The 22,238-nt window shown below is 63.9% G+C and carries 23 protein-coding genes and 3 pseudogenes; 18 read left to right on the forward strand and 8 right to left on the reverse strand.

Going from position 1 to position 22,238, the window contains the following annotated elements; translation table 11 throughout:
- The first annotated feature begins 3 nt into the window (after positions 1 to 3).
- The 5 genes from mnmE to EUV02_RS14890 all read left to right on the forward strand — a co-directional run bounded on the left by mnmE (position 4) and on the right by EUV02_RS14890 (position 5,639).
- The gene (gene mnmE / locus EUV02_RS14870; RefSeq protein ID WP_135247094.1) at positions 4 to 1,314 is read left to right on the forward strand and encodes a tRNA uridine-5-carboxymethylaminomethyl(34) synthesis GTPase MnmE; all 1,311 of its coding nucleotides are present in this window, start codon (positions 4 to 6) and stop codon (positions 1,312 to 1,314) included.
- A gap of 155 nt (positions 1,315 to 1,469) precedes the next feature.
- Positions 1,470 to 3,314 carry a tRNA uridine-5-carboxymethylaminomethyl(34) synthesis enzyme MnmG gene (gene mnmG / locus EUV02_RS14875; protein ID WP_135247095.1) on the forward strand — a complete coding sequence of 615 codons (1,845 nt, stop codon included), beginning with the start codon at positions 1,470 to 1,472 and terminating at the stop codon, positions 3,312 to 3,314.
- Positions 3,311 to 3,928 (forward strand): 16S rRNA (guanine(527)-N(7))-methyltransferase RsmG, encoded by a 618-nt coding sequence (gene rsmG, locus EUV02_RS14880; protein ID WP_135247096.1) that lies wholly within the window; start codon positions 3,311 to 3,313, stop codon positions 3,926 to 3,928. Before mnmG ends, rsmG begins: the two co-directional genes overlap by 4 nt.
- The gene (locus tag EUV02_RS14885) at positions 3,925 to 4,719 is read left to right on the forward strand and encodes a ParA family protein (protein ID WP_135247097.1); all 795 of its coding nucleotides are present in this window, start codon (positions 3,925 to 3,927) and stop codon (positions 4,717 to 4,719) included. The genes rsmG and EUV02_RS14885 overlap by 4 nt, the downstream gene beginning before the upstream one ends.
- 26 nt (positions 4,720 to 4,745) lie before the next feature.
- Positions 4,746 to 5,639, forward strand: a complete 894-nt coding sequence (locus EUV02_RS14890; protein ID WP_135247098.1) for a ParB/RepB/Spo0J family partition protein — start codon at positions 4,746 to 4,748, stop codon at positions 5,637 to 5,639.
- 105 nt (positions 5,640 to 5,744) lie between these two features.
- Here EUV02_RS14890 and holA read toward each other — a convergent pair whose 3' ends face one another.
- Genes holA through EUV02_RS14910 form a run of 4 tightly spaced genes read right to left on the reverse strand, consistent with a single transcriptional unit; the run spans position 5,745 to position 10,287 of the window.
- Complete coding sequence (gene holA, locus EUV02_RS14895) at positions 5,745 to 6,779, reverse strand: DNA polymerase III subunit delta (protein WP_135247099.1); 1,035 nt, start codon at positions 6,777 to 6,779, stop codon at positions 5,745 to 5,747.
- Positions 6,776 to 7,300, reverse strand: coding sequence for an LPS assembly lipoprotein LptE (lptE, locus tag EUV02_RS14900; protein WP_135247100.1), 525 nt, complete (start codon positions 7,298 to 7,300; stop codon positions 6,776 to 6,778). The genes holA and lptE overlap by 4 nt, the downstream gene beginning before the upstream one ends.
- Positions 7,297 to 9,816: a leucine--tRNA ligase gene (leuS, locus tag EUV02_RS14905; RefSeq protein WP_135247101.1), complete on the reverse strand. Its 2,520-nt coding sequence runs from the start codon at positions 9,814 to 9,816 to the stop codon at positions 7,297 to 7,299. The genes lptE and leuS overlap by 4 nt, the downstream gene beginning before the upstream one ends.
- Before the next feature lie 15 nt (positions 9,817 to 9,831).
- Positions 9,832 to 10,287, reverse strand: coding sequence for a DUF3576 domain-containing protein (locus tag EUV02_RS14910; RefSeq protein WP_135247102.1), 456 nt, complete (start codon positions 10,285 to 10,287; stop codon positions 9,832 to 9,834).
- Positions 10,288 to 10,555: 268 nt separating this feature from the next.
- Here EUV02_RS14910 and EUV02_RS14915 point away from each other — a divergent pair, with 268 nt between their 5' ends.
- On the forward strand, positions 10,556 to 11,323 hold the full coding sequence (locus EUV02_RS14915) for a porin family protein (RefSeq protein WP_135247103.1): 768 nt from the start codon (positions 10,556 to 10,558) through the stop codon (positions 11,321 to 11,323).
- Positions 11,324 to 11,356: 33 nt separating this feature from the next.
- Positions 11,357 to 12,031, forward strand: coding sequence for a YggS family pyridoxal phosphate-dependent enzyme (locus EUV02_RS14920; protein ID WP_135247104.1), 675 nt, complete (start codon positions 11,357 to 11,359; stop codon positions 12,029 to 12,031).
- A 97-nt stretch (positions 12,032 to 12,128) separates the two neighbouring features.
- On the opposite strand, the gene EUV02_RS14925 is transcribed toward EUV02_RS14920, so the two are convergent.
- Positions 12,129 to 12,737 carry an HNH endonuclease gene (locus EUV02_RS14925; protein WP_135247105.1) on the reverse strand — a complete coding sequence of 203 codons (609 nt, stop codon included), beginning with the start codon at positions 12,735 to 12,737 and terminating at the stop codon, positions 12,129 to 12,131.
- A 311-nt stretch (positions 12,738 to 13,048) separates the two neighbouring features.
- On the opposite strand from EUV02_RS14925, the gene EUV02_RS14930 reads away from it, so the two are divergent.
- The 11 genes and pseudogenes from EUV02_RS14930 (at position 13,049) to EUV02_RS15725 (ending at position 19,902) form a co-directional block, all read left to right on the forward strand.
- Positions 13,049 to 13,249 carry a twin transmembrane helix small protein gene (locus EUV02_RS14930; protein WP_243445938.1) on the forward strand — a complete coding sequence of 67 codons (201 nt, stop codon included), beginning with the start codon at positions 13,049 to 13,051 and terminating at the stop codon, positions 13,247 to 13,249.
- A 1-nt stretch (position 13,250) separates the two neighbouring features.
- Complete coding sequence (locus tag EUV02_RS14935) at positions 13,251 to 13,817, forward strand: cob(I)yrinic acid a,c-diamide adenosyltransferase (protein WP_135247106.1); 567 nt, start codon at positions 13,251 to 13,253, stop codon at positions 13,815 to 13,817.
- A gap of 116 nt (positions 13,818 to 13,933) precedes the next feature.
- Complete coding sequence (locus EUV02_RS14940) at positions 13,934 to 14,710, forward strand: SDR family NAD(P)-dependent oxidoreductase (protein ID WP_135247107.1); 777 nt, start codon at positions 13,934 to 13,936, stop codon at positions 14,708 to 14,710.
- Between the two features lie 42 nt (positions 14,711 to 14,752).
- Entirely contained in the window at positions 14,753 to 15,265 is a 513-nt protein-coding gene (locus EUV02_RS14945) for a nucleotidyltransferase domain-containing protein (protein WP_135247108.1), read from the forward strand.
- Positions 15,266 to 15,430: 165 nt separating this feature from the next.
- Positions 15,431 to 16,180 (forward strand): electron transfer flavoprotein subunit beta/FixA family protein, encoded by a 750-nt coding sequence (locus tag EUV02_RS14950; RefSeq protein ID WP_135247109.1) that lies wholly within the window; start codon positions 15,431 to 15,433, stop codon positions 16,178 to 16,180.
- Positions 16,177 to 17,109 carry an electron transfer flavoprotein subunit alpha/FixB family protein gene (locus EUV02_RS14955; RefSeq protein ID WP_135247110.1) on the forward strand — a complete coding sequence of 311 codons (933 nt, stop codon included), beginning with the start codon at positions 16,177 to 16,179 and terminating at the stop codon, positions 17,107 to 17,109. Before EUV02_RS14950 ends, EUV02_RS14955 begins: the two co-directional genes overlap by 4 nt.
- 53 nt (positions 17,110 to 17,162) lie before the next feature.
- Positions 17,163 to 17,831, forward strand: coding sequence for a hypothetical protein (locus EUV02_RS14960; RefSeq protein ID WP_135247111.1), 669 nt, complete (start codon positions 17,163 to 17,165; stop codon positions 17,829 to 17,831).
- 20 nt (positions 17,832 to 17,851) lie between these two features.
- Positions 17,852 to 17,953: pseudogene (locus tag EUV02_RS14965) on the forward strand (electron transfer flavoprotein subunit alpha/FixB family protein); the annotation flags it as partial.
- Positions 17,954 to 18,097: 144 nt separating this feature from the next.
- Positions 18,098 to 19,294: pseudogene (locus EUV02_RS15820) on the forward strand (esterase-like activity of phytase family protein); the annotation flags it as partial.
- A gap of 165 nt (positions 19,295 to 19,459) precedes the next feature.
- Positions 19,460 to 19,576, forward strand: a pseudogene (locus EUV02_RS16150) (PEPxxWA-CTERM sorting domain-containing protein); the annotation flags it as partial.
- Between the two features lie 170 nt (positions 19,577 to 19,746).
- The gene (locus tag EUV02_RS15725; RefSeq protein WP_166430651.1) at positions 19,747 to 19,902 is read left to right on the forward strand and encodes a hypothetical protein; all 156 of its coding nucleotides are present in this window, start codon (positions 19,747 to 19,749) and stop codon (positions 19,900 to 19,902) included.
- Between the two features lie 72 nt (positions 19,903 to 19,974).
- Here EUV02_RS15725 and EUV02_RS14975 read toward each other — a convergent pair whose 3' ends face one another.
- From EUV02_RS14975 to EUV02_RS14985, 3 genes are read right to left on the reverse strand one after another with little or no spacing between them, the layout of a single operon-like run.
- Positions 19,975 to 20,430 (reverse strand): peptidylprolyl isomerase, encoded by a 456-nt coding sequence (locus EUV02_RS14975; RefSeq protein ID WP_135247113.1) that lies wholly within the window; start codon positions 20,428 to 20,430, stop codon positions 19,975 to 19,977.
- A 28-nt stretch (positions 20,431 to 20,458) separates the two neighbouring features.
- Positions 20,459 to 20,890 carry an acyl-CoA thioesterase gene (locus EUV02_RS14980; protein WP_135247114.1) on the reverse strand — a complete coding sequence of 144 codons (432 nt, stop codon included), beginning with the start codon at positions 20,888 to 20,890 and terminating at the stop codon, positions 20,459 to 20,461.
- Positions 20,891 to 20,942: 52 nt separating this feature from the next.
- Entirely contained in the window at positions 20,943 to 22,217 is a 1,275-nt protein-coding gene (locus EUV02_RS14985) for a cytochrome P450 (protein ID WP_135247115.1), read from the reverse strand.
- Positions 22,218 to 22,238 lie beyond the last annotated feature (21 nt).

Below are 22,238 nucleotides of genomic sequence, written 5' to 3' on the forward strand. Positions count from 1 at the left end.
GCATTGGCGCCCCGGCATGAAGACACGATCTACGCACTTTCGTCGGGCAGACCGCCCGCCGGCGTAGCTTTGGTGCGCATTTCTGGTGCGCAGGCGACGGCGGCGCTGGCCGCACTGACCACGACGCTGCCGCCGCCACGCCAGGCGGCGCTGCGGACACTGCGCGATCCCAGCGACAGCAGCATCCTCGACCGCGCTATGGTGCTGCGCTTTGTCGGTCCCGCCAGCGCCACCGGGGAGGACGTCGTCGAGCTTCATCTGCATGGTGGTCCTGCCGTCGTCGCGGCGATGTTGCGGGTGCTGGGCGCACTCCCGGGTTTGCGTCTTGCCGAGCCGGGTGAGTTCACCCGGCGCGGCTTCGACAATGGCCGCTTCGACCTCAGCCAGTCGGAAGGCCTTGCCGACCTCATCAATGCCGAGACCGAGGCGCAGCGGCTGCTGGCACTCGACCAGGCTGGCGGGCGGCTGCGCGACAAGGTCGAGGGCTGGCGCGAGGCGATCATTGCGTTGCGCGCCGAGGCCGAGGCCTGGCTCGACTTCGCCGAGGCTGAAGATGATGTCGAGGCCGGGCTGGCGAGCACTGCCAAGGCGGTCGCAGCGATTGCCCGGCTGCGCGCTGACATCGCCGCCACGCTGGACGATGCCGGGCGCGGGATGCGGCTGCGGGACGGGCTGGCCATTGCTGTGGTCGGCGAGCCTAACGTCGGAAAATCGAGTTTAATCAATACGTTGTCAAGACGTGATGCCGCCATTGTGTCCGAGCACGCCGGCACGACCCGCGATTTGATCGAGCTGCCTCTGGTCATCGCAGGGGTTGGCGTGACGCTGATCGACACCGCTGGCCTGCGCGACACAAATGACCCGGTCGAGGTTGAGGGCATACGCCGCGCGCGTGCTCGCGCAGCGCAGGCCGATTTGGTCCTGCATATCGCGATAGCGCCACCAGAGACACCGCTCGGGCAGGTGGTCATCAACAAGATCGACCGCAGCGGCCTGACAGCGGGCGTCTACGACGGCGTCATTCAAGTCTCGGCGACTACGGGTGCTGGTATTGCCGCATTTGAAGTCTGGCTCGAAGACTGGGTCCGGACGGCGGTACGGCCGGGTGAAGCGGTACTGGTAACGCAGCTGAGGCACCGTCAGGCGCTGGCGGCTGCGCTTGATGATATTGATGCGGCAATGGCCACCGACGATTTGGTACTCCGCGCCGAATCGCTGCGATTGGCATCACGGGCACTCGGCCGGATCACCGGCACCGTCGGGGTCGAGGATGTACTCGACGCTATATTCGGGCGCTTCTGCATCGGAAAATGACCGCGAAAGCCGCGCGTCTACAAGCCAGAAGGCAATTATTGCCTATAATATCAATATCTTAGATAAGACTCCGCGCTCTTGTCGATTGTCTTCGCCCGGATGTTCCACGTGGAACATTTTGACTCATGCAAGGCCGCGGCTGTATCGTCTAGGCCATGCTCAACTATGACGTCATTGTCGTCGGCGGAGGCCACGCCGGTTGCGAAGCTGCGGCTGCTGCTGCGCGCCTTGGCGCGCGGACCGCGCTCGTGACATTGCGTATCGAGGACCTTGGCACCCTTTCCTGCAACCCGGCGATTGGGGGGCTCGGGAAGGGGCATCTGGTACGCGAGATTGACGCACTCGACGGCCTGATGGGACGCGTTGCCGACGCTGCCGGGGTTCAGTTTCGTTTGCTCAATCGCCGCAAGGGTCCGGCGGTACAAGGGCCGCGCGCGCAAGTCGACCGCAAGCTTTATCGCCAGGCCATGGTCGCAGCGATTGCAGCGCAGCCAAATCTCGATGTCATTTGCGCCAGTGTCGAATCTTTGCTGGGTGATGCGGCCAACGTGACAGGGGTTATGACCTCGGCCGGCGAAATTCATGCGCCGGCGGTTGTGCTGACAACCGGCACATTCCTCGCAGGCAAGATGCATATTGGCGACCAGCAGTCTGACGGCGGTCGTGTTGGCGCGCCTGCGTCGCGGTCGCTCGCAGCGGATTTGCGCGCGCGCGGCTTGCCCATGGGGCGTCTGAAGACCGGCACACCGGCGCGACTCGACGGCCGAACGATTGATTGGGCCGCGCTGGAGTGGCAATTCGGCGACGACGATCCGGTGCCGTTTTCAGCGCTGACAACACAGATCCAGCAGCCGCAGTTGCCCTGCGCTGTTACGCGGACAACGCAAGCGACGCATGACGTGGTTCGCGCCAATCTGGCATCTTCGGCGATTCACGCGGGCAACATCACGGGATCCGGACCGCGCTACTGTCCGTCAATCGAGGACAAGGTGTCACGTTTTGGCGACCGGGACGGGCACCAGATATTTCTCGAGCCGGAAGGTGTCGATGATTTTTCGATTTATCCCAATGGGATATCGACATCACTGCCGTTCGATGTGCAGCGCGCCATGCTGGTCACAATTCCCGGCCTGGAGCGCGTCGAGATCCTGCGTCCGGGCTATGCGATAGAATATGATCATATTGACCCGCGTTGCCTCACCCCCGGCCTCGCATTGTCGAGTGTAAGGGGCTTGTGGCTAGCGGGGCAGATCAACGGGACAACCGGCTATGAAGAGGCCGGCGCGCAAGGTTTGGTCGCGGGCATCAATGCGGCGCGTTTCGCCGGCGGTAGTGCCGAAATGCATTTCGATCGCTCGACGTCGTATCTCGGTGTGATGATTGATGATCTGACGACGCAGGGCGTCAGCGAGCCGTATCGCATGTTTACCTCGCGGGCCGAGTATCGGCTCAGTCTCCGTGCGGATAATGCCGATCTGCGGCTGACTCCACTTGGATTGGGATTGGGGCTGGTCGGTACCGAGCGGCGCGAGGTTTTCGAGGCGCGCCAGCAGGCAATGGATTTTGCTCGCACGATGGCGACGACCCTCGGCGCGACGCCGGCCCACCTGGCGCGCCATGGCGTTACAGTCAGTCAGGATGGAGTACGACGCAGCGCCTTCGAGTGGATGCGTTTTCCAGTTGTTGATTGGGCCAAGGCGATCAACATCTGGCCAGAACTGGCTGAAATTGACCCGGCAATTGGCGCAAGTGTTGAAACCGATGCGCGCTACGCGGTCTATTTGGAACGTCAAAACGATGATGTTGCGGCATTCCGCCGTGATGAATCGCTGATCTTGCCAACCGATTTGCGCTACGGCGAGATTGCAGGACTATCTGCTGAAATGGTTGAACGGCTGTCGCGCGCCCAGCCGGCTACCATCGGCGCGGCCAGTCGCGTGGCCGGCGTTACAGCCGGTGCATTGACGGCATTGCTCGCTTATGCACGTCGCGCCGCGTGACGACCCGCGACGCGTTTGCAGCAGAATTCAATGTTCCACGTGGAACATTGGCGAAGTTTGATCTCTACGCGGACATGCTGATTGACTGGCAGTCCCGGATGAATCTTGTCGGGCCGTCGACGCTGCACGATATCTGGGGGCGCCATTTCGCCGATTCAGCGCAGCTTTATACGCTGGGTGCGGGCCGTTCCGGGCCGTGGATCGACCTTGGCAGCGGGGCCGGCTTTCCGGCGCTGGTGGTTTCGTTGCTTGGCGCACCCAACGTTCACCTCGTTGAATCGACAGCGAAAAAGTGCCGCTTCCTTGAAGCGGTGCGCGACGCACTGGGTTTGGAAGGCGTGACGATTCACAACAAGCGCGTCGAAGCACTGGCGCCGATGGCCGCTGATGTCATCAGTGCGCGCGCGTTGGCGAACCTAAGCCAGCTTTTTGAATGGGGGCTGCGCTTTGCGACGCCGAGAACCCTATGGGTGCTGCCAAAGGGCGAAGCAGCCAGCGACGAAATTGCCGCGGCGCGTCTAAAGTACAACTTCGACGTTGATCTGGTGCCGAGTCGTTCCGACCCGCGCGGCAAGATCGTGATCGCCGGTAGAGTGAGAAGGAAGGCCGTATGACGCACAAGCCGACATGCATTGCCATCGCCAACCAGAAGGGCGGGGTGGGCAAGACGACCACGGCGATCAACCTGGCGACGGCGCTCGCTGCGGTCGGGCACAGTGTTGTGCTGATCGATCTCGATCCGCAGGGTAACGCCTCTACAGGGCTGGGCATCGACCGGCGCACGCGCGAGACCTCGGTCTATGACGTGTTGCTGGGTGATGCGACGCTGGCCGAGGCGATGGTGGCGACGCGCGTGCCGGGACTGTCGGTAGTGCCGTCGACGGTGGATCTGTCGGGCGCTGAAGTCGAGCTTGTGGGTGTCGAGCAGCGTTTGCACCGCCTCAAGACCGCGATTGACGCCATGCCGGCGCCCGATTTTACGCTGATTGATTGTCCGCCGTCTCTCGGTATGCTGACGCTCAACGCGTTGGTTGCGGCAAACTCGCTGCTGGTGCCGCTACAGTGCGAATTCTTTGCGCTCGAGGGGCTTAGCCAACTGCTCGGTACCGTTGAACTGGTGCGGTCAGGCCCGAACCCGAAACTGACGGTTCTCGGGGTCGTATTGACGATGGTCGATCGCCGTAACCGGCTGTCAGATGCCGTGTCGAAAGACGTGCGCGCCGTGATGGGGACGCAGGTTTTCGAAACGACAATCCCGCGCAATGTGCGGCTGTCCGAAGCGCCGAGCCACGGCCTGCCGGCGCTGCTCTACGACATGAAATGCTCAGGATCAGTCGCCTATATGGCGCTGGCCCGCGAACTTTTGGCACGGCAAACACCGCCGGCAACACGCCGCGCGGCCTGACGACTTGGACTTGGGGTGGAATTGAAATGATTGAAAAGAAAAGACAATCTGGCCTCGGCCGCGGGCTTTCGGCGCTGCTCGATGAAGTCAGCAGCAGCACCGCCGACCGCGGCACGACGGCCGCACCGACGCGCTTGCCGCTGGCACAGATCGTCGCCAATCCGCAGCAGCCGCGGCGCCAGTTCGATGCGGCGGCGATGGATGAACTCGTCGCATCGGTGCGCGAACGCGGGCTGTTGCAGCCAATCCTGGTGCGGCCGCTGCCCGGTGGGCGCTACGAAGTCGTCGCCGGCGAACGCCGCTGGCGCGCAGCGCAGGCCGCACAACTCCATGAAGTGCCGGTGGTGGTGCGTGAGCTTGATGACAGCGCGGCGTTCGAAATCGCGCTGATCGAAAACATCCAGCGCGTCGACCTCAACGCCATCGAAGAAGCTGAAGGCTTCGCGCGGCTGATGCGCGACTTTGGCCACACCCAGGAAGCACTCGCCAAACTGGTCGGCAAGGCGCGTAGCCATGTCGCCAACCTGCTGCGCCTGCTCGACTTGCCCGAAGCCGTGCGCGCGATGGTCATCGAACGCAAACTGACCATGGGCCACGCCCGCGCGTTGGTCAGTGCGCCCGACCCGGTCGGCCTCGCCAATCGCATCATCGCCGAAGGCCTGTCCGTGCGCGCCACCGAAGCGCTTGCCAGCGCCAGCCAGCCCGCTGCCGGCACGGCGCGCGCACCACGCACCAAGTCGCGCGATGCCGAAATGGACGCCAACGTCATTGCGCTCGAAAATCAATTGGCGGACGCCATTGGCGTGCCGGTGTCGATCACTATGTCGACGGTCGACTCGGGCTCGGTGACGCTGCGCTTTGCCTCGCTCGATCAGCTCGATCTGATTTCGGCGCGTGTGGCTGGTGAGGCGTTGATTTAGAAGCTGAATTTAAGGGCCTCCGGCGGGCAGGCCTGAGGCCTGCACCCGATTGAAGAGCGCACAACAGTTGGGTGCAGGGCCTGAGGCCCTGCCCGCCGGAGGTCCTTAACGCTTCGGCGCCATCAATGTCGCAATCCCCAGAATCGCCTGTCGCGCCAGCACATCACCGGCGCTGGCGCTGGTCTTAATCTCGCGTTCGGCGCCGAGCAGACGGTCGAGCGCGTTGCGGATCTGCGGGACGCGGGTGCGGCCGAGCTGGCTGGTGATCGCCGGTTTGGCCTTCCAGAACACCGGCGGGCGGGCGCCATCGACGGCGCTTTGCGGTGAAAGTCCGCCTTCGACGGCGAGGCGCAGTTCAAGCAGTAGCCAGAAGCGCCGTGCGATACCGCGCAGCATGACGATGCCGGGGATGTTGGCTTCGGCCAGCCGTGCCATCTGCTGGTCGGCAATATCGGGGCGGCCGGCCGATACCGCTTCGACTAGCGCGTTGATCTCAGAGTCGCCGAGGTCGGCGCCGATGGCGGCTAGAGCGGCGGGTTCGAGCGTCGCAGGCGCTTCGGGCGAGGCGTCGAGATAGAGTGCAAACTTCTGCAGTTCGGCCCGCAGCACGCCGCGATCACCGCCGGTGGCGGTGGCGAGCGACCTTGCGACGCCGCGCGCCAGTCGCAGCCCGAATTCGGTTGCGGCGGCGTCGGCAACAGTATCCCAGTCGCGGCCTTCGGCGGCGTAGTTGATGACGCTCAACGTAACCGGCGAACGTTCCGCAAGTGACTGTAATTTAGAACCTTTTTTGAGTTCACCGGCCACCATCAGTACCGGATTGCCGGCCACTTCGGCGTTAAGCAACATCGTCACGGCATCGAGTACCTCGTCGCCGGCATCATCGACCCGGACTAGGGTGCGGTCGCCGAACATTGAGACTTCGGCGGCGGCTGCCGCGAGCGCTGACGGGTCATCCTTGAGCGTTGCGGCGGCAATCAGCGTCTGTGCCAGCGGATTGTCGGCAGCATCGAACTGGCGCGCGATCTGGCGTGCCATGTCGCGCGATGCGGCCTCGTCGCGGCCGTGCAGCAGCACCAGCCGCAGTTTCGGGTCGAGCCGGGAAAGGTTGGCTGCAAGCTGTTGCTTGTCGGCCTTCATTTGGCGGCTGCGGGCACCAGTTGGCCGCTCTTGGCAAATAGCGTCAGCCGCTGCGCGATCTGCTGCGCGACGACAATCGACAGCCGTTCGATGGCCGAGGTTTCGGCCGCCACGGTCGCGTAGTCCGAGCTGCTGACGTTGTCGATCGACATGTCCGACCCGGTGGTGGCGAGCAGCAGCACCTTACCATTGGCGTCCTTGAGCTCGTAACGCGCGCGCAACGTGATGCGTTCGGCAGCGATGGTGTTGTTATCGCGAATACCGAAGCCGAGGATTTGCTCTTCGAGTTCGATTTCGATGCGGAACTGCGGGTTGGCATTCACCGGCCCGAGTTCATGGCGCAGCGCGGTGCTGACCAGATAGCCTTTGCCGTTTGCAATCGGCGCAATGGCGATATCGCTCATCGCGGTCGCCACGGTACCGGTGTTGCCGCCGCTGTACACCGGCTGCAGGCCGCAGCTGCCCAACATCAGCCCGGCCGCGAGCAGCGCGCCTGCCATCAAGGCGCGCACGCGGCTCATGCGACGAGATTGACCAGCCGGTCGGGGACGACGATGACCTTGCGCGGCGGCTTGCCGTCGAGTGCGCGCACGATCTTTTCGTGGGTCAGCACCGCCGCTTCGACCGCCTCGCGCGGGTGGCCCTTGGGCAGGTCGAGCGTCAGCTTGAGTTTGCCGTTGATCTGCACCGCGATGGTGACGCTGTCATCGACCAGCAGCGCCGGATCGGCGACCGGCCATGGCGCGTCGATGACCATGTTGCCATTGCCCAGCGTCGCCCAGCATTCTTCGGCGAGATGCGGCATCATCGGCGCCGCCAGTTGCACCAGCGTGGCAATCGAGGCGCTGCGTGTCGCACTGGCGGACGCGCGTTCGATGGCGTTGGCGAGTTCGTACAGCCGCGCGACGGCCTTGTTGAACTGCAGCTTGTCGATGTCGGCGGTAACGCCGGCGATGGTCTTGTGCGTCAGCCGCACCAGCGGCAGGTCGTCGCCAGTGGCGGCGGCGTCATTGCCCTGCACAAGGCGCCAGACGCGCTGGACATAGCGCCAGGCACCCTCGATCCCGGCTTCGGACCAGGTCAGGTCGCGTTCGGGGGGCGAGTCGGACAGCATGAACCAGCGCACGGCGTCAGCGCCGTACGCGGCGATGATGGCATCGGGATCGACAACGTTCTTCTTCGACTTCGACATCTTTTCGATGCGGCCGAGTTCGACGGCGGCGCCGCTGGCGACTTCGACCCATGCACCGTCACGGCGTTCGACCGCGGTGGGCTCGAGCCATTGGCCGGCGGCGTTCTTGTAGGTCTCGTGCGTCACCATGCCCTGCGTGAACAGGCCCTTGAACGGCTCGGCGATGTCGATCATGCCGATACGGCGCAGTGCCCGCGTCCAGAAGCGCGCGTAGAGCAGGTGCAGAATCGCATGCTCGACGCCGCCGATGTACTGCGCGACGGGCAGCCACGCCTTGATCATTTCAGGGTCGAACGGCCGGTCGGCAGGCGCACTGGCGAAGCGCAGGAAATACCAGCTCGAATTGACGAAGGTATCGAGCGTGTCGGTTTCGCGCCGCGCCGGCTTGCCGCAGCTCGGGCAATCGACCAGCTTCCATGTCGGATGGCGGTCGAGCGGATTGCCCGGTGCGTCGAACGTCACGTCTTCGGGCAGTACGACGGGCAATTGCGCGCGCGGCACCGGCACCGCGCCGCAGGCGTCGCAGTGGATGATCGGGATCGGCGTGCCCCAGTAACGCTGGCGCGACACGCCCCAGTCGCGCAAGCGCCAGACCGTGGTGCCGGTGCCCCAGCCTTCGGTTTCGGCGCGCGCGATGACTGCGGCCTTGGCGGCGTCGACGCTCATGCCGTTCAGGAAGCGCGAATGCACCAGTGTGCCGGGGCCGGTATAGGCCTCGTCGCCAATGGGCGCGTCGGCTTCGCCTTCGGGTGCGACGACGCGTGGCACCGGCAGCGCATATTTGCGTGCGAAATCAAGGTCGCGTTGGTCGTGCGCCGGGCAGCCGAAGATCGCGCCGGTGCCATAGTCCATCAGCACGAAGTTCGCGACGAACACCGGCAGGCGGATGCTTGGGTCGAGCGGGTGGACGACCGACAGTCCGGTGTCGAAGCCCTTTTTCTCCTGTGCCTCGACTTCGGCGGCGGCGGTGCCGGTGGCACGGCATTCGGCGTTGAACGCGGCGAGCGCCGGGTTGTTCTCCGCCAGCGCGAGGCTCAGCGGGTGGTCAGCGGCAATCGCGGCAAAGCTCGCGCCGAACAGCGTGTCGGGGCGCGTGGTGAAAACTTCGAAGCCGTCATGGCCGACGGCGGCTTCGGCCAGCGCAAAGCGGAACCGCATGCCCTGCGACTTGCCGATCCAGTTTTCCTGCATCAGCCGCACCTTGTCGGGCCAGGCATCGAGCGTCGCCAGTCCGTCGAGCAGTTCGTCGGCGAAGTCGGTGATCTTCAGGAACCACTGGTTCAGCTTGCGCCGTTCGATGGTTGCGCCTGAGCGCCAGCCCTTGCCGTCGATGACCTGCTCGTTGGCGAGCACGGTGTTGTCGACCGGGTCCCAGTTGACCGAGCTTTCCTTGCGATAGACCAGCCCGTGCGCCAGCAGGTCGAGGAACAGCGCCTGTTCCTGACCGTAATAGTCGGGCTCGCAGGTCGCCAGCTCGCGGCTCCAGTCGAGCGCGAAGCCCAACCGCTGCAGCTGGCCGCGCATCGTTGCGATATTGGCGCGCGTCCAGGTGCCGGGGTGGCTGTTCTTTTCGAACGCGGCGTTTTCGGCGGGCATGCCGAACGCGTCCCAGCCCATCGGGTGGAGCACTTCAAAGCCCTGCGCGCGGCGGACGCGCGCAATGACATCGCCCATCGAATAGTTGCGGACGTGCCCCATGTGGATGCGTCCCGACGGATAGGGAAACATTTCAAGCACATAGGTCTTGGGCTTGGGGCTGGCGTCGTTCGCGACATAGCTGCCCGCGGCAGACCATGCGGCCTGCCAGCGGGCTTCGGCGGCCGCGGGGTTGAACCTGGTAGACATGAATTTTTCCGGTAACTAGCTCGGCAATTGCGATTGGCGGAGGCGGCGCGCGCGCTCGAGGATGGTTTCCTCAAGCTTCTGCACGGTGCCGGCGCGGACCGGGGCATCGACCCAGCCGGCGGCGCCGAGTTCCTGGCGGTTGACCGACACGCGCAGCGCATCGGCGCGCAGATCGGTGTCGAGAATGGCGACCGACACCTTGACGCGTTCGCTGGGCGACTGCGGATTGACGTACCAGTCGGTAACGATGACGCCGCCGTTCGAATCGACCTGTGCCAGCGGCATGAAGCTCAATGTTTCAAGGCTGGCGCGCCACAGATAGGCGTTGACGCCGATCGCGGTGACGCGCGACGGCGCCATCGCCGGTGCTGCGCTGGCGCTCGCCGCCTTGGCTTTCTTGTTGGAGCAACCGGGCGCGGCAACAATGATTGCCATTGCCGCCAAGGCCGTCGCTACGCGCACTACAGTCATGAAACACTCCCGAAACCGCTAAACCTGACGTTCAGTTGGCCGCTGTTATAGGCAGCCATGCCCGTGACGGAAAGGCCCGAACGTAGCAATAGCCGGCGCGGGCAATGCTGGTGCGATGGAATGGGGAATCATGGCAGAATCGCCACACTCCTTGTATTATTTCTGTAGCATCAACACACTAGTGCAATTGGTGGGTTCGCGACTCCGATTCGCGTTGATATGAGGAAGCATGATCGCGGCTAAACAGCGACGCACGGGCACTGCTCAAATGGGCACTGCACGCAGCCTGGGGACAACAGCATTGCTGTTGGTCGCCGGTCTGTGCCTGCCGTCGATCGCTGCCGTTGCCGCGACAAAGGCCAAGACAACGCACGAGCGCGTGGTCGTTCAGAGCGATACTTCGGGCGAGCGCCTGCGCGCGAACAGCCTCGGATCGTTCACGCCACCGGTCTTCGACAGCAAGTTCAGCTTCACCGCGCCGGGCAAGTCAGCCGCCACTGCGCGTGCACAAACAATTGAAAACGCTTACAACTTCACGCCGTCGGGGCGCAACAACCGCAAGGCGCTGACACTGGGCGTGACGTCGCGCGTCGTCGCGCCGGTCACCGACACGTCGCGTGCCGCAGCACCTTCGGAATTCCTGGTGACCACGCCGGCCGGCTATGGTGTCGACCTCGCGGTCGGCTGGAAGGGCTTTGCCGTGTCGGGCGGCTACAGCCGCGTCGATGCCGTCGCACCCGCCAGCCTCAACCCGGTGCGTCGCGAAGCCGTCGATGTCGGCGTGAGTTACCGCTTCAAGAGCTGGAAGACCAGCTTCCAGCTTGGTGCCGAATCGGGTGGCACGCTGCCGCTCAGCCCGCTGTCGAGCGCTGCCGACCGTCGCTACACCGCCGAAGTCGGTGCCGCCTATGCGGTGTCGCCGCGTCTGTCGCTGTCGGGTGGCGTCCGCGCCCAGACCATGCAGATGGCGCCGGGCGTGCTCGATCCCAATCGCATCGATTCGTCGGTCTATCTCGGATCCGCGTTCAGCTTCTGACGCTGGCGCGACCGTTCCCAACCGATTTTCAGCATGACCAGCACCGATTCCACCGCGGCCAGCCGCTTGTCCGACGTGCGCGCCGGTATCGCGCGAGCCGCGCGCATCGCCGGCCGCGATGCTGCTGGCGTGACGCTGATCGCAGTGTCGAAAACTCACCCCGCCGATATAATCCGGCCGCTGCTCGACGCCGGCCAGCGCGATTTTGGTGAAAACCGCGTTGCCGAAGCCGCCGACAAATGGCCCGGCCTGCGTGCCGACTATGACGACATCCGCCTCCACCTCGTCGGCCAGCTCCAGTCGAACAAGGCCGAAGACGCCGTGGCGCTGTTCGATTACATCCACAGCGTCGATCGCCCTTCGCTGGTCGCTGCGCTCGCCAAGGCGATGACGGCGCTGGCCAAGCGGCCCGATTGCTTCATTCAGGTAAACATCGGCGATGAACCGCAGAAGGGCGGCTGCCCGCTTGCCGACCTGCCGGCGCTGCTCGATACGGCGCGCGCCGCCGGTCTGCCGGTCATCGGGCTGATGTGCGTACCGCCCGCCGATATCGAAGCCGCGCCGTTCTTCGCGCTGCTCGCCAAGCTGGCGCGCGACCACGCGCTGCCGGCGATCAGCATGGGCATGTCGGGCGACTACGAAACCGCGGTGATGCTCGGCGCGACGCATGTGCGCGTTGGAAGTGCGTTGTTCGGGGCTAGAGATTAAGAGCCTCCGGCGGGCAGGGCCTCAGGCCCTGCACCCAAATGTTATGCGCTCTTCAATCGGGTGCAGGCCTCAGGCCTGCCCGCCGGAGGCCCTTTACCTAAGCCTCCAACTCCGCATCCCAATACAAATAATCCCGCCACGTCGAATGCAGGTAATGCGGCGGGAACGCGCGCCCGTGCTCCTGCAGCTCGAACGTCGCGGGTTTGTACGGCCGGTGGCGCAGCGCCATGTGCGCCTCGGTCGGCGTGCGGCCGCCCTTGCGCAGGTTGCACGGCGCGCAGGCAGTGGTGACATTCTCCCAGGTCGTGCGGCCGCCATAGGCGCGCGGGATGACATGGTCGAAGGTCAGGTCGTGGCGGGCGCCGCAATACTGGCAGCTGAAGCGGTCGCGCAGGAACAGGTTGAAGCGCGTGAACGCCGGGTGCGACGCCGGTTTGACGTATTGGCGCAGCGCGATCACCGACGGCAGCTTCATCGCGAACGACGGCGAGCGGATTTCGCGATCATATTCGGCAACGATATCGACGCGTTCGAGGAAGGCAGCCTTGATCGCCGTCTGCCACGGCCAGATCGACAGCGGGTAATACGACAGCGGCGTATAGTCGGCGTTGAGTACCAGCGCCGGGCAGCTTTCGGGCGCGGCTTGTGCACCGCTCACGAATTTGGTGGCCCCCAAGTGATTGGGCAGTAAATCAGGATGATACATGCGCTCGCCCGCTCCCTTGCCGGAGCAACACGCGAACCTTTGGGCCCTGTCGCACGCAAGACCGCATCGGATGCGGTCGCTCGAAATCAACTCGATGACATACGCTCTACAACACATCGTATGTCAACCGCATGACACCACTTGATATAGCGGTTCGTCAAGGCCGATTGCTGAATCGCATCCACGAATCGTCCTGCGCGGCTGTGCCGCGCGACAACATGACATGGTTGCGAACGGATGCGACCGCGCGCATGTGAAGCTCGATAATAGCGTATTTGGCCGTGCTCGGCCCCGGAAAGGCAGTTTCAGCCATGATGCAGACGGTTTTGATCATCCTGATGATCGTTTCGGCGCTCGCCACCCTGGGTGTGCTGGCGCGCGGCATCTTCATCATGGCGAGCGGCAAGGACATTACCGGCGTCAAGTCGAACAAGATGATGAGCTACCGCGTCGCCTTCCAGGCGCTGGCAATCCTGTTCATCATAATCCTGTTTGCGGTAAATCGGCCGTAATATGGTCAAGCTCAACAAAATCTACACGCGCACCGGTGATGATGGCTCGACCGGACTCGTCGATGGCTCGCGCCGCGCCAAGTTCGATGCGCGCATCGACGCCTATGGCACCGTGGATGAGGCCAATTCGGTGCTCGGCATCGTCCGGTTGCATACCGCGGCCACCGATGCCGACGCCATGCTGGCACGTATCCAGAACGACCTGTTCGACGTCGGCGCCGACCTTGCGACCCCCGGCGACGATTTCACGCCTTCGCCGATGACCTTGCGCGCGGTGCAGGCGCAGGTCGACCGCATCGAAGCCGAAATCGACGTGATGAATGCGAATCTCGCAGCGCTGACGTCGTTCATCCTGCCCGGCGGGACGCCGGCCGCCGCCTATCTGCACCTCGCCCGCACCACCGTCCGTCGCGCCGAACGCTCGGCGGTCGAAGCTGCCACCGTCGAGCCGATCAACCCGCTCGCCATCACCTATCTCAACCGGTTGTCGGACCACCTGTTCGTGCTCGCGCGCGTGATGAATGCTGCGACCGGCGATGTGTTGTGGGTGCCCGGGGCCAATCGGTAGGAAGAGCCTCCGGCGGGCAGGCCTTAGGCCTGCACCCGATTGACTGACTTTGACTTGCGCGATTGACACTTCGCGGGGATAGCTGCGCCAACACTATCCTTGGGGAAGGCTTCGCGATGAATCTGTTCGATCTGACCGGCATGGTCGCACTGGTGACCGGCGGCAACGGTGGCATCGGCATCGGCATGGCCGAGGGGCTGGCCCGACAAGGCGCCACGGTCATCATCTGGGGCACCAATGCCGACAAGAATGCCGCGGCGGTCGAAAAACTGGGCGCGCACGGCGGCATCGTGCGCAGCGATGTTGTCGATGTCTCCGACGAGGCAGCGGTCAAGGCCGGCATCGCCGACATCCTCGGTGAGTTCGGCCGGCTCGACCAGGCGATCGCCAACGCCGGTATCGGCCAATCGCGCCGCGACATGTTCGACATCAGTCTCGAAGATTTCCGGCGGCTCGAAGACATCAACGTCCACGGCGTCTTCTTCACACTGCGCGAAGCTGCGCGCCACATGAAGGAGCGCCACGCCAATGGCGACGCCGGCGGCTCGCTCGTCGCCGTCGCCTCGACCGCGGCCATCCACGGCGCCGCACGCAACGAACATTACGGCGCGACCAAGGGCGCCGTGGTGTCGATGATCCGCGCCATGGCGGTCGAACTCGGCCGCTACGCGATTACCGCCAACAGCATCTGCCCCGGCTGGATCCGTTCCGACATGACTGCCGGCGCGCAAGGCGCGGCGAAGTTCAACGAAAAGGTCATCAGTCGCGTCCCCGTCGGCGGCTGGGGCGACGGCGCCGACTTCGCGGGCATCGCCGTCTACCTCGCCAGCCGCGCCTCGCGCTACCACACCGGCGACTCGTTCGTCATCGACGGCGGCTACACGATCTTCTGATCATCGATCGCGGACTCCACATCGATTTGCTCTAATGCGCTGATGGAAATCGAGCAGGTCATCACGCTTTGCCGGGCCTTCGAAGCGGCTCAGCTTGGCTTTTGGATTGACGGAGGCTGGGGCGTCGATGCGCTGCTCGGCGCGCCAACACGTCCGCACACCGACCTCGACCTTGCCGTTGCGCGCGATGACCTTTCAGCATTCCAGCGCCTACTCGAACTGCAAGGCTATGCGCGGGCAGACCGCCCCGGGGACCCTGATTGGAACTGGGTGCTCCGCAATACTGACGGAATGCAGGTCGATCTGCACGGCTTTGTCCTCGATGCACACGGCAACGGCATTCTCGGAGATACTGCAAACAACGAAATGTATCCTGCCGGTGCGCTGGACGGCATGGGCGAACTCGGCGGTATGACGCTGCGTTGCATTGCGGCGCCGTTCGTTCTCCAGTTCCGCAATGGCTTTGACCCGCGTGTTGTTGACCACCACGACGTGACAATGCTGTGCAATCGCTTTGATCTGCCGCTTCCCTCGCGCTTTCGGCATCCACGATAGTCACCTTGCGAAGACCGCGTGCAGGGCTAAGCCCTGCTTGCCGGAGGCCCCGCACGCGGCGCTTTCCGCCGCACCCATGCGCTAAGGCGTTGACTGTCACGCGCGTCTGTCGCAATCACGCGCGTCAATTCAACTGTGCGGGCGCAGCCTGCTTGGGAGTAGCCGATGAAGATCCTCGTCCCCGTCAAGCGGGTGGTCGATTACAACGTCAAGGTCCGCGTCAAATCGGACGGCACCGGTGTCGATCTTGCCAACGTCAAGATGAGCATGAACCCGTTCGACGAAATCGCCGTCGAAGAAGCCATCCGGCTCAAGGAAAAGGGCATTGCGACCGAAATCGTCGTGGTGTCGATCGGCGTGCAGCAGAGCCAAGAAACCTTGCGCACCGCACTCGCCATGGGTGCCGACCGCGCCATTCTGGTGGTGACCGATGTCACGACCGAATCGCTGACCGTGGCGAAGATCCTCGCCAAGGTCGCCGCCGAGGAACAGCCCGGCCTGATCATTCTCGGCAAGCAGGCGATCGATGATGACGCCAACCAGACCGGCCAGATGCTGGCAGCGCTGCTCGGCTGGCCGCAGGGCACCTTCGCTTCGGCGGTCGTGCCGAACGGTGACCGCGTTGCGGTGACGCGCGAAGTCGATGGCGGTCTCGAAACCGTCGATCTGAAGCTGCCGGCGGTGGTGACCACCGACCTACGCCTCAACGAACCGCGCTATGCGTCGCTGCCCAACATCATGAAGGCGAAGTCGAAGCCGCTCGCGTCGAAGACGCCGGCTGACTACGGCGTCGATCCGACGCCGCGCCTGACCATCACCAAGGTCGTCGAGCCCGCCAAGCGTTCGGCGGGTACCAAGGTCAAGACCGTCGACGAGCTGATCGAAAAGCTCAAGAATGCAGGAGCCATCGCATGACGACACTCGTTCTCGCCGAACATGACAACAGCGTCCTGAAGGATGCCACGCTCGCTGCCGTGACGGCGGCCGGCAAGCTGGGCGGCGACGTGCATCTGCTCGTCGCGGGCCACAACGCCAAGTCGGTCGCCGAAGCCGGTGCCCAGGTGGCGGGCGTCGCCAAGGTGCTGCTCGCCGATGACGCCGCTTATGGTGCCGCACTCGCCGAAAACGTCGCGCCGCTGATCGTGTCGCTGATGCCGGGCTATGACGCCGTTGTTGCGCCGGCCACGACGCGCGGCAAGAACATCATGCCGCGCGTTGCCGCTGCACTTGATGTCGCGCAGATAAGCGAAATCCTGTCGGTCGAAAGCGCCGACACGTTCACGCGCCCGATCTACGCCGGCAATGCCATCGCCACCGTCACCTCGTCGGATGCGAAGAAGGTCATTACCGTGCGCGGCACGGCGTTCGACAAGGCCGCGACCAGCGGCGGCAGCGCGTCGGTCGAAAGCATCGGCGGGCCCGGTGACGCCGGCCTGTCGAAGTTCGTCAGTGCCGATCTGACGACCTCGGCGCGCCCCGAACTGACCGCGGCGAAGATCATTGTTTCGGGTGGCCGCGCGCTCGGCAGCTCGGACAAGTTCCACGAATTCATCGATCCGCTCGCCGACAAGCTCGGCGCCGCGGTCGGCGCCAGCCGCGCCGCCGTCGATGCCGGCTATGCGCCGAACGACTATCAGGTCGGCCAGACCGGCAAGATCGTCGCGCCGGAACTGTATGTCGCCGTCGGTATTTCGGGCGCTATCCAGCATCTCGCCGGCATGAAGGATTCGAAGATCATCGTCGCGATCAACAAGGACGAAGAAGCTCCGATCTTCCAGGTCGCGGACTTCGGCCTTGTCGGCGATCTGTTCACGCTGGTGCCGGAGATGACGTCAAAGCTTTAGGTTGCTCGATCATCGCGGGGGCAAGAATGCCACGAACATTATTCGTCCTCGCGATGATTGCGCTGGCCAGCGCGACTCCTTCAGCCGCGCAAGACGCACGCGTCCTTGCTTTCCTTAAGCAGGTCAATGATCAGCAACAGCCGCCTTCCATAGAAGTCCTTGCCGCGGGCGGTCTTGAAGCAGCCGGACGCGCCGCAGCGCAGGGCACCTGCATGCCCCAATCCGTTGAAGTATCGAACGTCCGGCCGATCACGGGCGACCGCTTGGTTCTGCAGGGTGTAGCACAACGCAGTCTACAGAACGGCTGGCGTTTCGATGGTGTCCTAGTGGGCTGCCCTTTGGGCGCGCGCGCGGACTTCATCGTCATCCGGGACGCAGCAGGCCAGCTGCAAATGCATTTGACTAACCTCGGGCAGTCGCTCGTCAGCTATTCGGTTGGACAGGACAGCGTGAGCAAGGCCATACTGATGAGTGACATACTACTAGGGAAGGCCGGTGCTGCCTGCGAAACCGGTCTCGAACGCCCGCTCGATTCCCGCGTGACGCAGAAGAGCAATGATCTTGGCCCGGAAACGTATGGCGTACGCTATAAGGGCGGATGGACCGAAATTTGGACGCTTCGTCGCTGCAATAGGGAAATAGAGGTAGAAATGATGTTTAGCGGCGATGGTGACGGGGGTGCATACATCAACGTTTCGGAGGCGGGATCGCGCCTTAAATAGTTGCGCTGTTTCAGCTCCACGCGATTAACAAGGACGAAGAAGCCCCGATCTTCCAGGTCGCGGACTTCGGCCTCGTCGGCGATCTGTTCACGCTGGTGCCGGAGATGACCGGCAAGCTGTAATCCGGCGTTTCGTCGCTGACTCAAAGCCCCGTCGCCAGCACTGGCGGCGGGGTTTTTTGCTTGTCACAAGCCCGCAACATGATTGGCACTTGCGCGTAACATCCCGCGGTTATGGCGTCGCTGAACGCAACAGGGGACAGCGACATGACGATTTCCAAACTTGCAGCAGCATTGTTGCTCGGCGCGGCGGCATTGCCGGCGCACGCCGCGATTACTTTTGGCGGCGCGCTCGATGTGGCGGGGGACGCTACCGACCTCGCGACATTGGGCAATGGCCCGAACCTCAACCGGCTGAGCTTCGGTTCGGACCTGACGTACAATGCGCGCACCGGCACCTTCTACGGCATCAGCGACCGCGGTCCCGGCGGTGGCACGATCGACTGGGCGCCGCGCGTCGAAGCCTTCAAGATCGACGTTTCGGGCAGCGCTGCGCCGAGCAATTTCCAGCTGCAATCGACCACGGTGTTCCGTCAGGCCAATGGCCAGGTCTACAGCGGGCTGTTCCCCAATCTCATTCCCGGCGGCAGCAGCACCAACCTCAACAAGTCGCTCGATTCAGAAGGTATTGTCCGGCTGTCGAACGGTCACTTCCTCGTCGCTGACGAATATGGCCCGTCGATTTATGAAATGGACCGCAACGGCAAGTTCCTCCGCGCCTTCACCCAGCCGTCGAACATTCTGCCCAAGGTCGGCAGCACCGTCGACTATGTCGCGACGCGCCCGACGCTGACGTCGGGGCGTCAGGACAACCGTGGCTATGAAGGCCTGACCGTATCGGCCGACGGCAAGACCGCCTGGGGCATCCTGCAGGACCCGTTGGTCAACGAAGGCGCTTCGAACGACGGCCGCCGCAGCCAGAACCTGCGCATCGTGCAGTTCGACGTTGCGACCGGCGTGGCGCAAAAGCAGTTTGCCTATCAGCTCGAGGCCTTGTCGGCGATCAACGGCCGCATCCCCGGCACCGCCGATGATTTCAGCGCGACCAACCAGGGCCGCAGTATCGGCGTGTCGAGCCTGACGTGGATCGGCGGCACCAAGTTCCTGGTCATCGAACGCGACAACCGCGGTCAGGGCCCCGACAACATCGTCGCCGGCGCGTTGCAGCCTTCGGGCACCAAGCGCATCTACATGATCGACATCGCCGGCGCGTCGGATGTGTCGGGCGTCAGCTTTGTCGGCTCGAACAGCCTGCCGTCGGGCGTGGTGCCGGTCGGCAAGTCGCTGTTCATTGATGTCCAGTCGGCGCTTCTTACCGCCGGGTTGGTCCTGCCGGAAAAGCTTGAAGGCCTGGCAATCGGCCCGAAGCTGGCGGGTGGCGGCTTCGCGCTGATCCTCGCGACCGACAACGACTTTTCGGTGACGCAAGGGTCGGGCGTGCAGACCGATGTCTGCACCAACGGCGTGCAGGTTGCGCTCGGCGCCGGCTGCCCGACGGGGTCGTCGCTGGTGCCATCGCGGCTCTACAGCTTCGCGGTGACAGGCGATGACGCCAAGCAGTTTGACGCATCGCTGTTTGCGGTGCCCGAGCCGGCGACCTGGTCGATGATGATCGCCGGTTTCGGTCTGGTGGGTGGTGCGATGCGCCGCCGTGCCACGCGCGTGACGACCAGCGTCGCCGCGTAAGCTTTCCGCACTTGCGGTTGCTCTGAATCCGCCGCCCCCGCTCCAAAAGGCGGGGGCGGTGTGATTTTTTGGGGGCCGCGCGGAATAATGCCTGCCGACGCCCGTTGTCCTTTTGCGCACCGGGAAGTTGTCATGTCGGCAGCTTCCGGGCGACACGAAAGGAATATCACATGATCAAGAAGTTCGCGCTCGCCGCAGTTCTCGCCGCCACCACGCTCGGTTTTGCCGGCACCGCCATCGCCGGCGAAGGCCATTGGTCAATCGGCGGCGGAGTCCAGTGCCGCCTCATCTCGGGCGTCGTGGTCTGCAGCAAGTCGCGCCCCTGATTTGCTGAAATCAAAAGCCCCGCTTCCCGGTCGGGCAGCGGGGCTTTTTTGTGCCTGAATGGCAGCGTCGCTTTAGGCGACGGTTGCCTTGATGATCTTGCCAGGGACGCGCGGCGGCTCGCCCTTGGGCAGTGCATCGACGTGTTCCATGCCCGACGTGACCTGGCCCCAGACAGTATACTGGTTGTCGAGGAAACGCGCGTCATCGAAGCAGATGAAGAACTGGCTGTTTGCCGAATGCGGGGCGCTGGTGCGCGCCATCGAGCAGACGCCGCGGACATGCGGTTCCTTAGAGAACTCGGCCTTCAGGTCGGGCTTCTTCGAGCCGCCGCCGCCGGTGCCGGTCGGATCGCCGCCCTGCGCCATGAAGCCGGGGATGACGCGGTGGAAGACGACGCCGTCGTAGAAGCCTTCCTTGGCGAGTTCGGTGATGCGCGCGACATGGCCGGGGGCGAGGTCGGGGCGCAGCTTGATGACGACATCGCCGCCGTCGAGCGTGAGTGTCAGGGTCTGGGCAGCGTCGGTCATAACATCTCCTTGCAGGTTGCAGCGCTACTTAGGCGTGCAGCGCGTAGCTTTCCAGTGTGGCGCGCAAGATATCGGGAATGGGCGCCGGACCTTTTTCGCCGCGATGGACGAGCACCCCGTCCGATAGCCCGATGCAGCGGTCATTCTGGAACAGCCCGACACCGAGCCGGTAGCTGGTGCCGCCGACGCTGATGACGCCGAGGCCGAGGTTGACCGGCGTCGGATACTGCCCCTCGTCAAGATAGTCGATTTCGACGCGTGCAACGAGGAAGTGCGGGTGGCCGATTTCGCGATGGTGTTCGCGCAGGTGCATGTGGAAGCGCACGCGCGCCTCCTCGTACAGCCGCGCGATGGCGCTGTTGTTGAGGTGCCGGTTGGGGTCCATGTCGGCAAAGCGCGTGTCGACTTTGAGCTGAAAGGCATAGCGGCCGGCCTCGCGCCGCCAAGGGTCATTGCGCATAAGATATCCTGAAAAATCGGGTGCAGGGGTCACCCCTGCCCGCCGGAGGCCCTTACTTCATCTTGAACGTAATAGGCAAAGTCTTCAGCCCCGAAACGAAAACCGAGGTTGAGTTCTTGGGCGTCCCCGCCAGCTCGACCGAATCCAGCCGCGACAAAAGTTCGGTGAACAGGATGCGCAACTCCATGCGCGCCAGATGTAGCCCGAGGCACAGGTGGATGCCGTTGCCGAACGCGACTTGCGGGTTGTTGGCGCGGTCGACCTTGAACGCGAACGGGTCCTCGAACACCTCGGCATCGCGGTTGCCCGACCAATAGAATAGCGCGAGGCCGTCGCCTTCCTTGACCTGCTTGCCGCCGATTTCGCAGTCTTCGGTGGCGGTGCGCATGAAGTGCTTCACCGGCGTCACCCAGCGGATCATTTCCTCGACCGCTTGAGGGATCAGCGACGGGTCGGCCTTGAGCTTGGCGAGTTCGGCCGGGTTCTGGATCAGCGCCAGCAGGCCGCCCGCAGCGGTCGAGCTGGTAGTGTCGTGCCCGGCGGTCGCGGTGATGGCGTAATAGCTGATGGCTTCCTTTTCAGGGATAAGTTCGCCGTCGATCTTGCCGAGCGCGATGACGGTGGCGAGATCGTCGCGGGGGTTGGCGCGGCGGTCGATGATGACCTGATTGAAATAGACGAAGAATTGCTGGACCAGCGCGAACAGATCGACCTGCTTGTCGCCCGACGGGGCGTTTTCGGCGGCGGTAATGATGTTAGAGCGCGCGACGACATCGGGATCCTGCGGCCCGAAAATCTCCTGCGTCATCTTCATCATCAGCTTCTCGTCCTCGGCGGGCAGGCCGAGGATCAGCATGATGACGCGCAACGGGTACCACAGCGCGACCTCGTTGACGAAATCGCATTTGCCGCCCAGCGACGCCATGTGATCGACGTGTTGCTTGGCGAGCGCGGCAATCTTCGGCTCGAGCTTGCGCAGGTTCGCCGGCAGAAACCAGTCGTGCGTCAGCTTGCGCAGCTTGCGGTGCATCGGGTCGTCAAGGTCGACCAGCGTGCGGAACATGTGGCTGTCGCCGGTCAGCGCCAGCATCTGCGCCTCGCCCTCGGCCGGGGTCAGATAGGTGCGGAAGCGGTTGACGAAGCGCTCGCTGTTCTTTTCGACCGCCATGATGTCGGCATGGCGCGTCACCGACCAGAACGGCCGGTAACCGTCAGGCTGCGTCCAGTGCAGCGGATCGGTGGCGCGCAGCTCGCCGTACGCCGCGTGGATCGCATCGCCGTCGGCCATCGCGAGCGGGTCGACGAGGGTGTTGTCGATTTTGGTCATTTTTGCAGCGCCTCCGGCGGG

Source organism: Glacieibacterium arshaanense (assembly GCF_004681125.1).
Taxonomy (GTDB): Bacteria; Pseudomonadota; Alphaproteobacteria; order Sphingomonadales; family Sphingomonadaceae; genus Polymorphobacter_A; species Polymorphobacter_A arshaanense.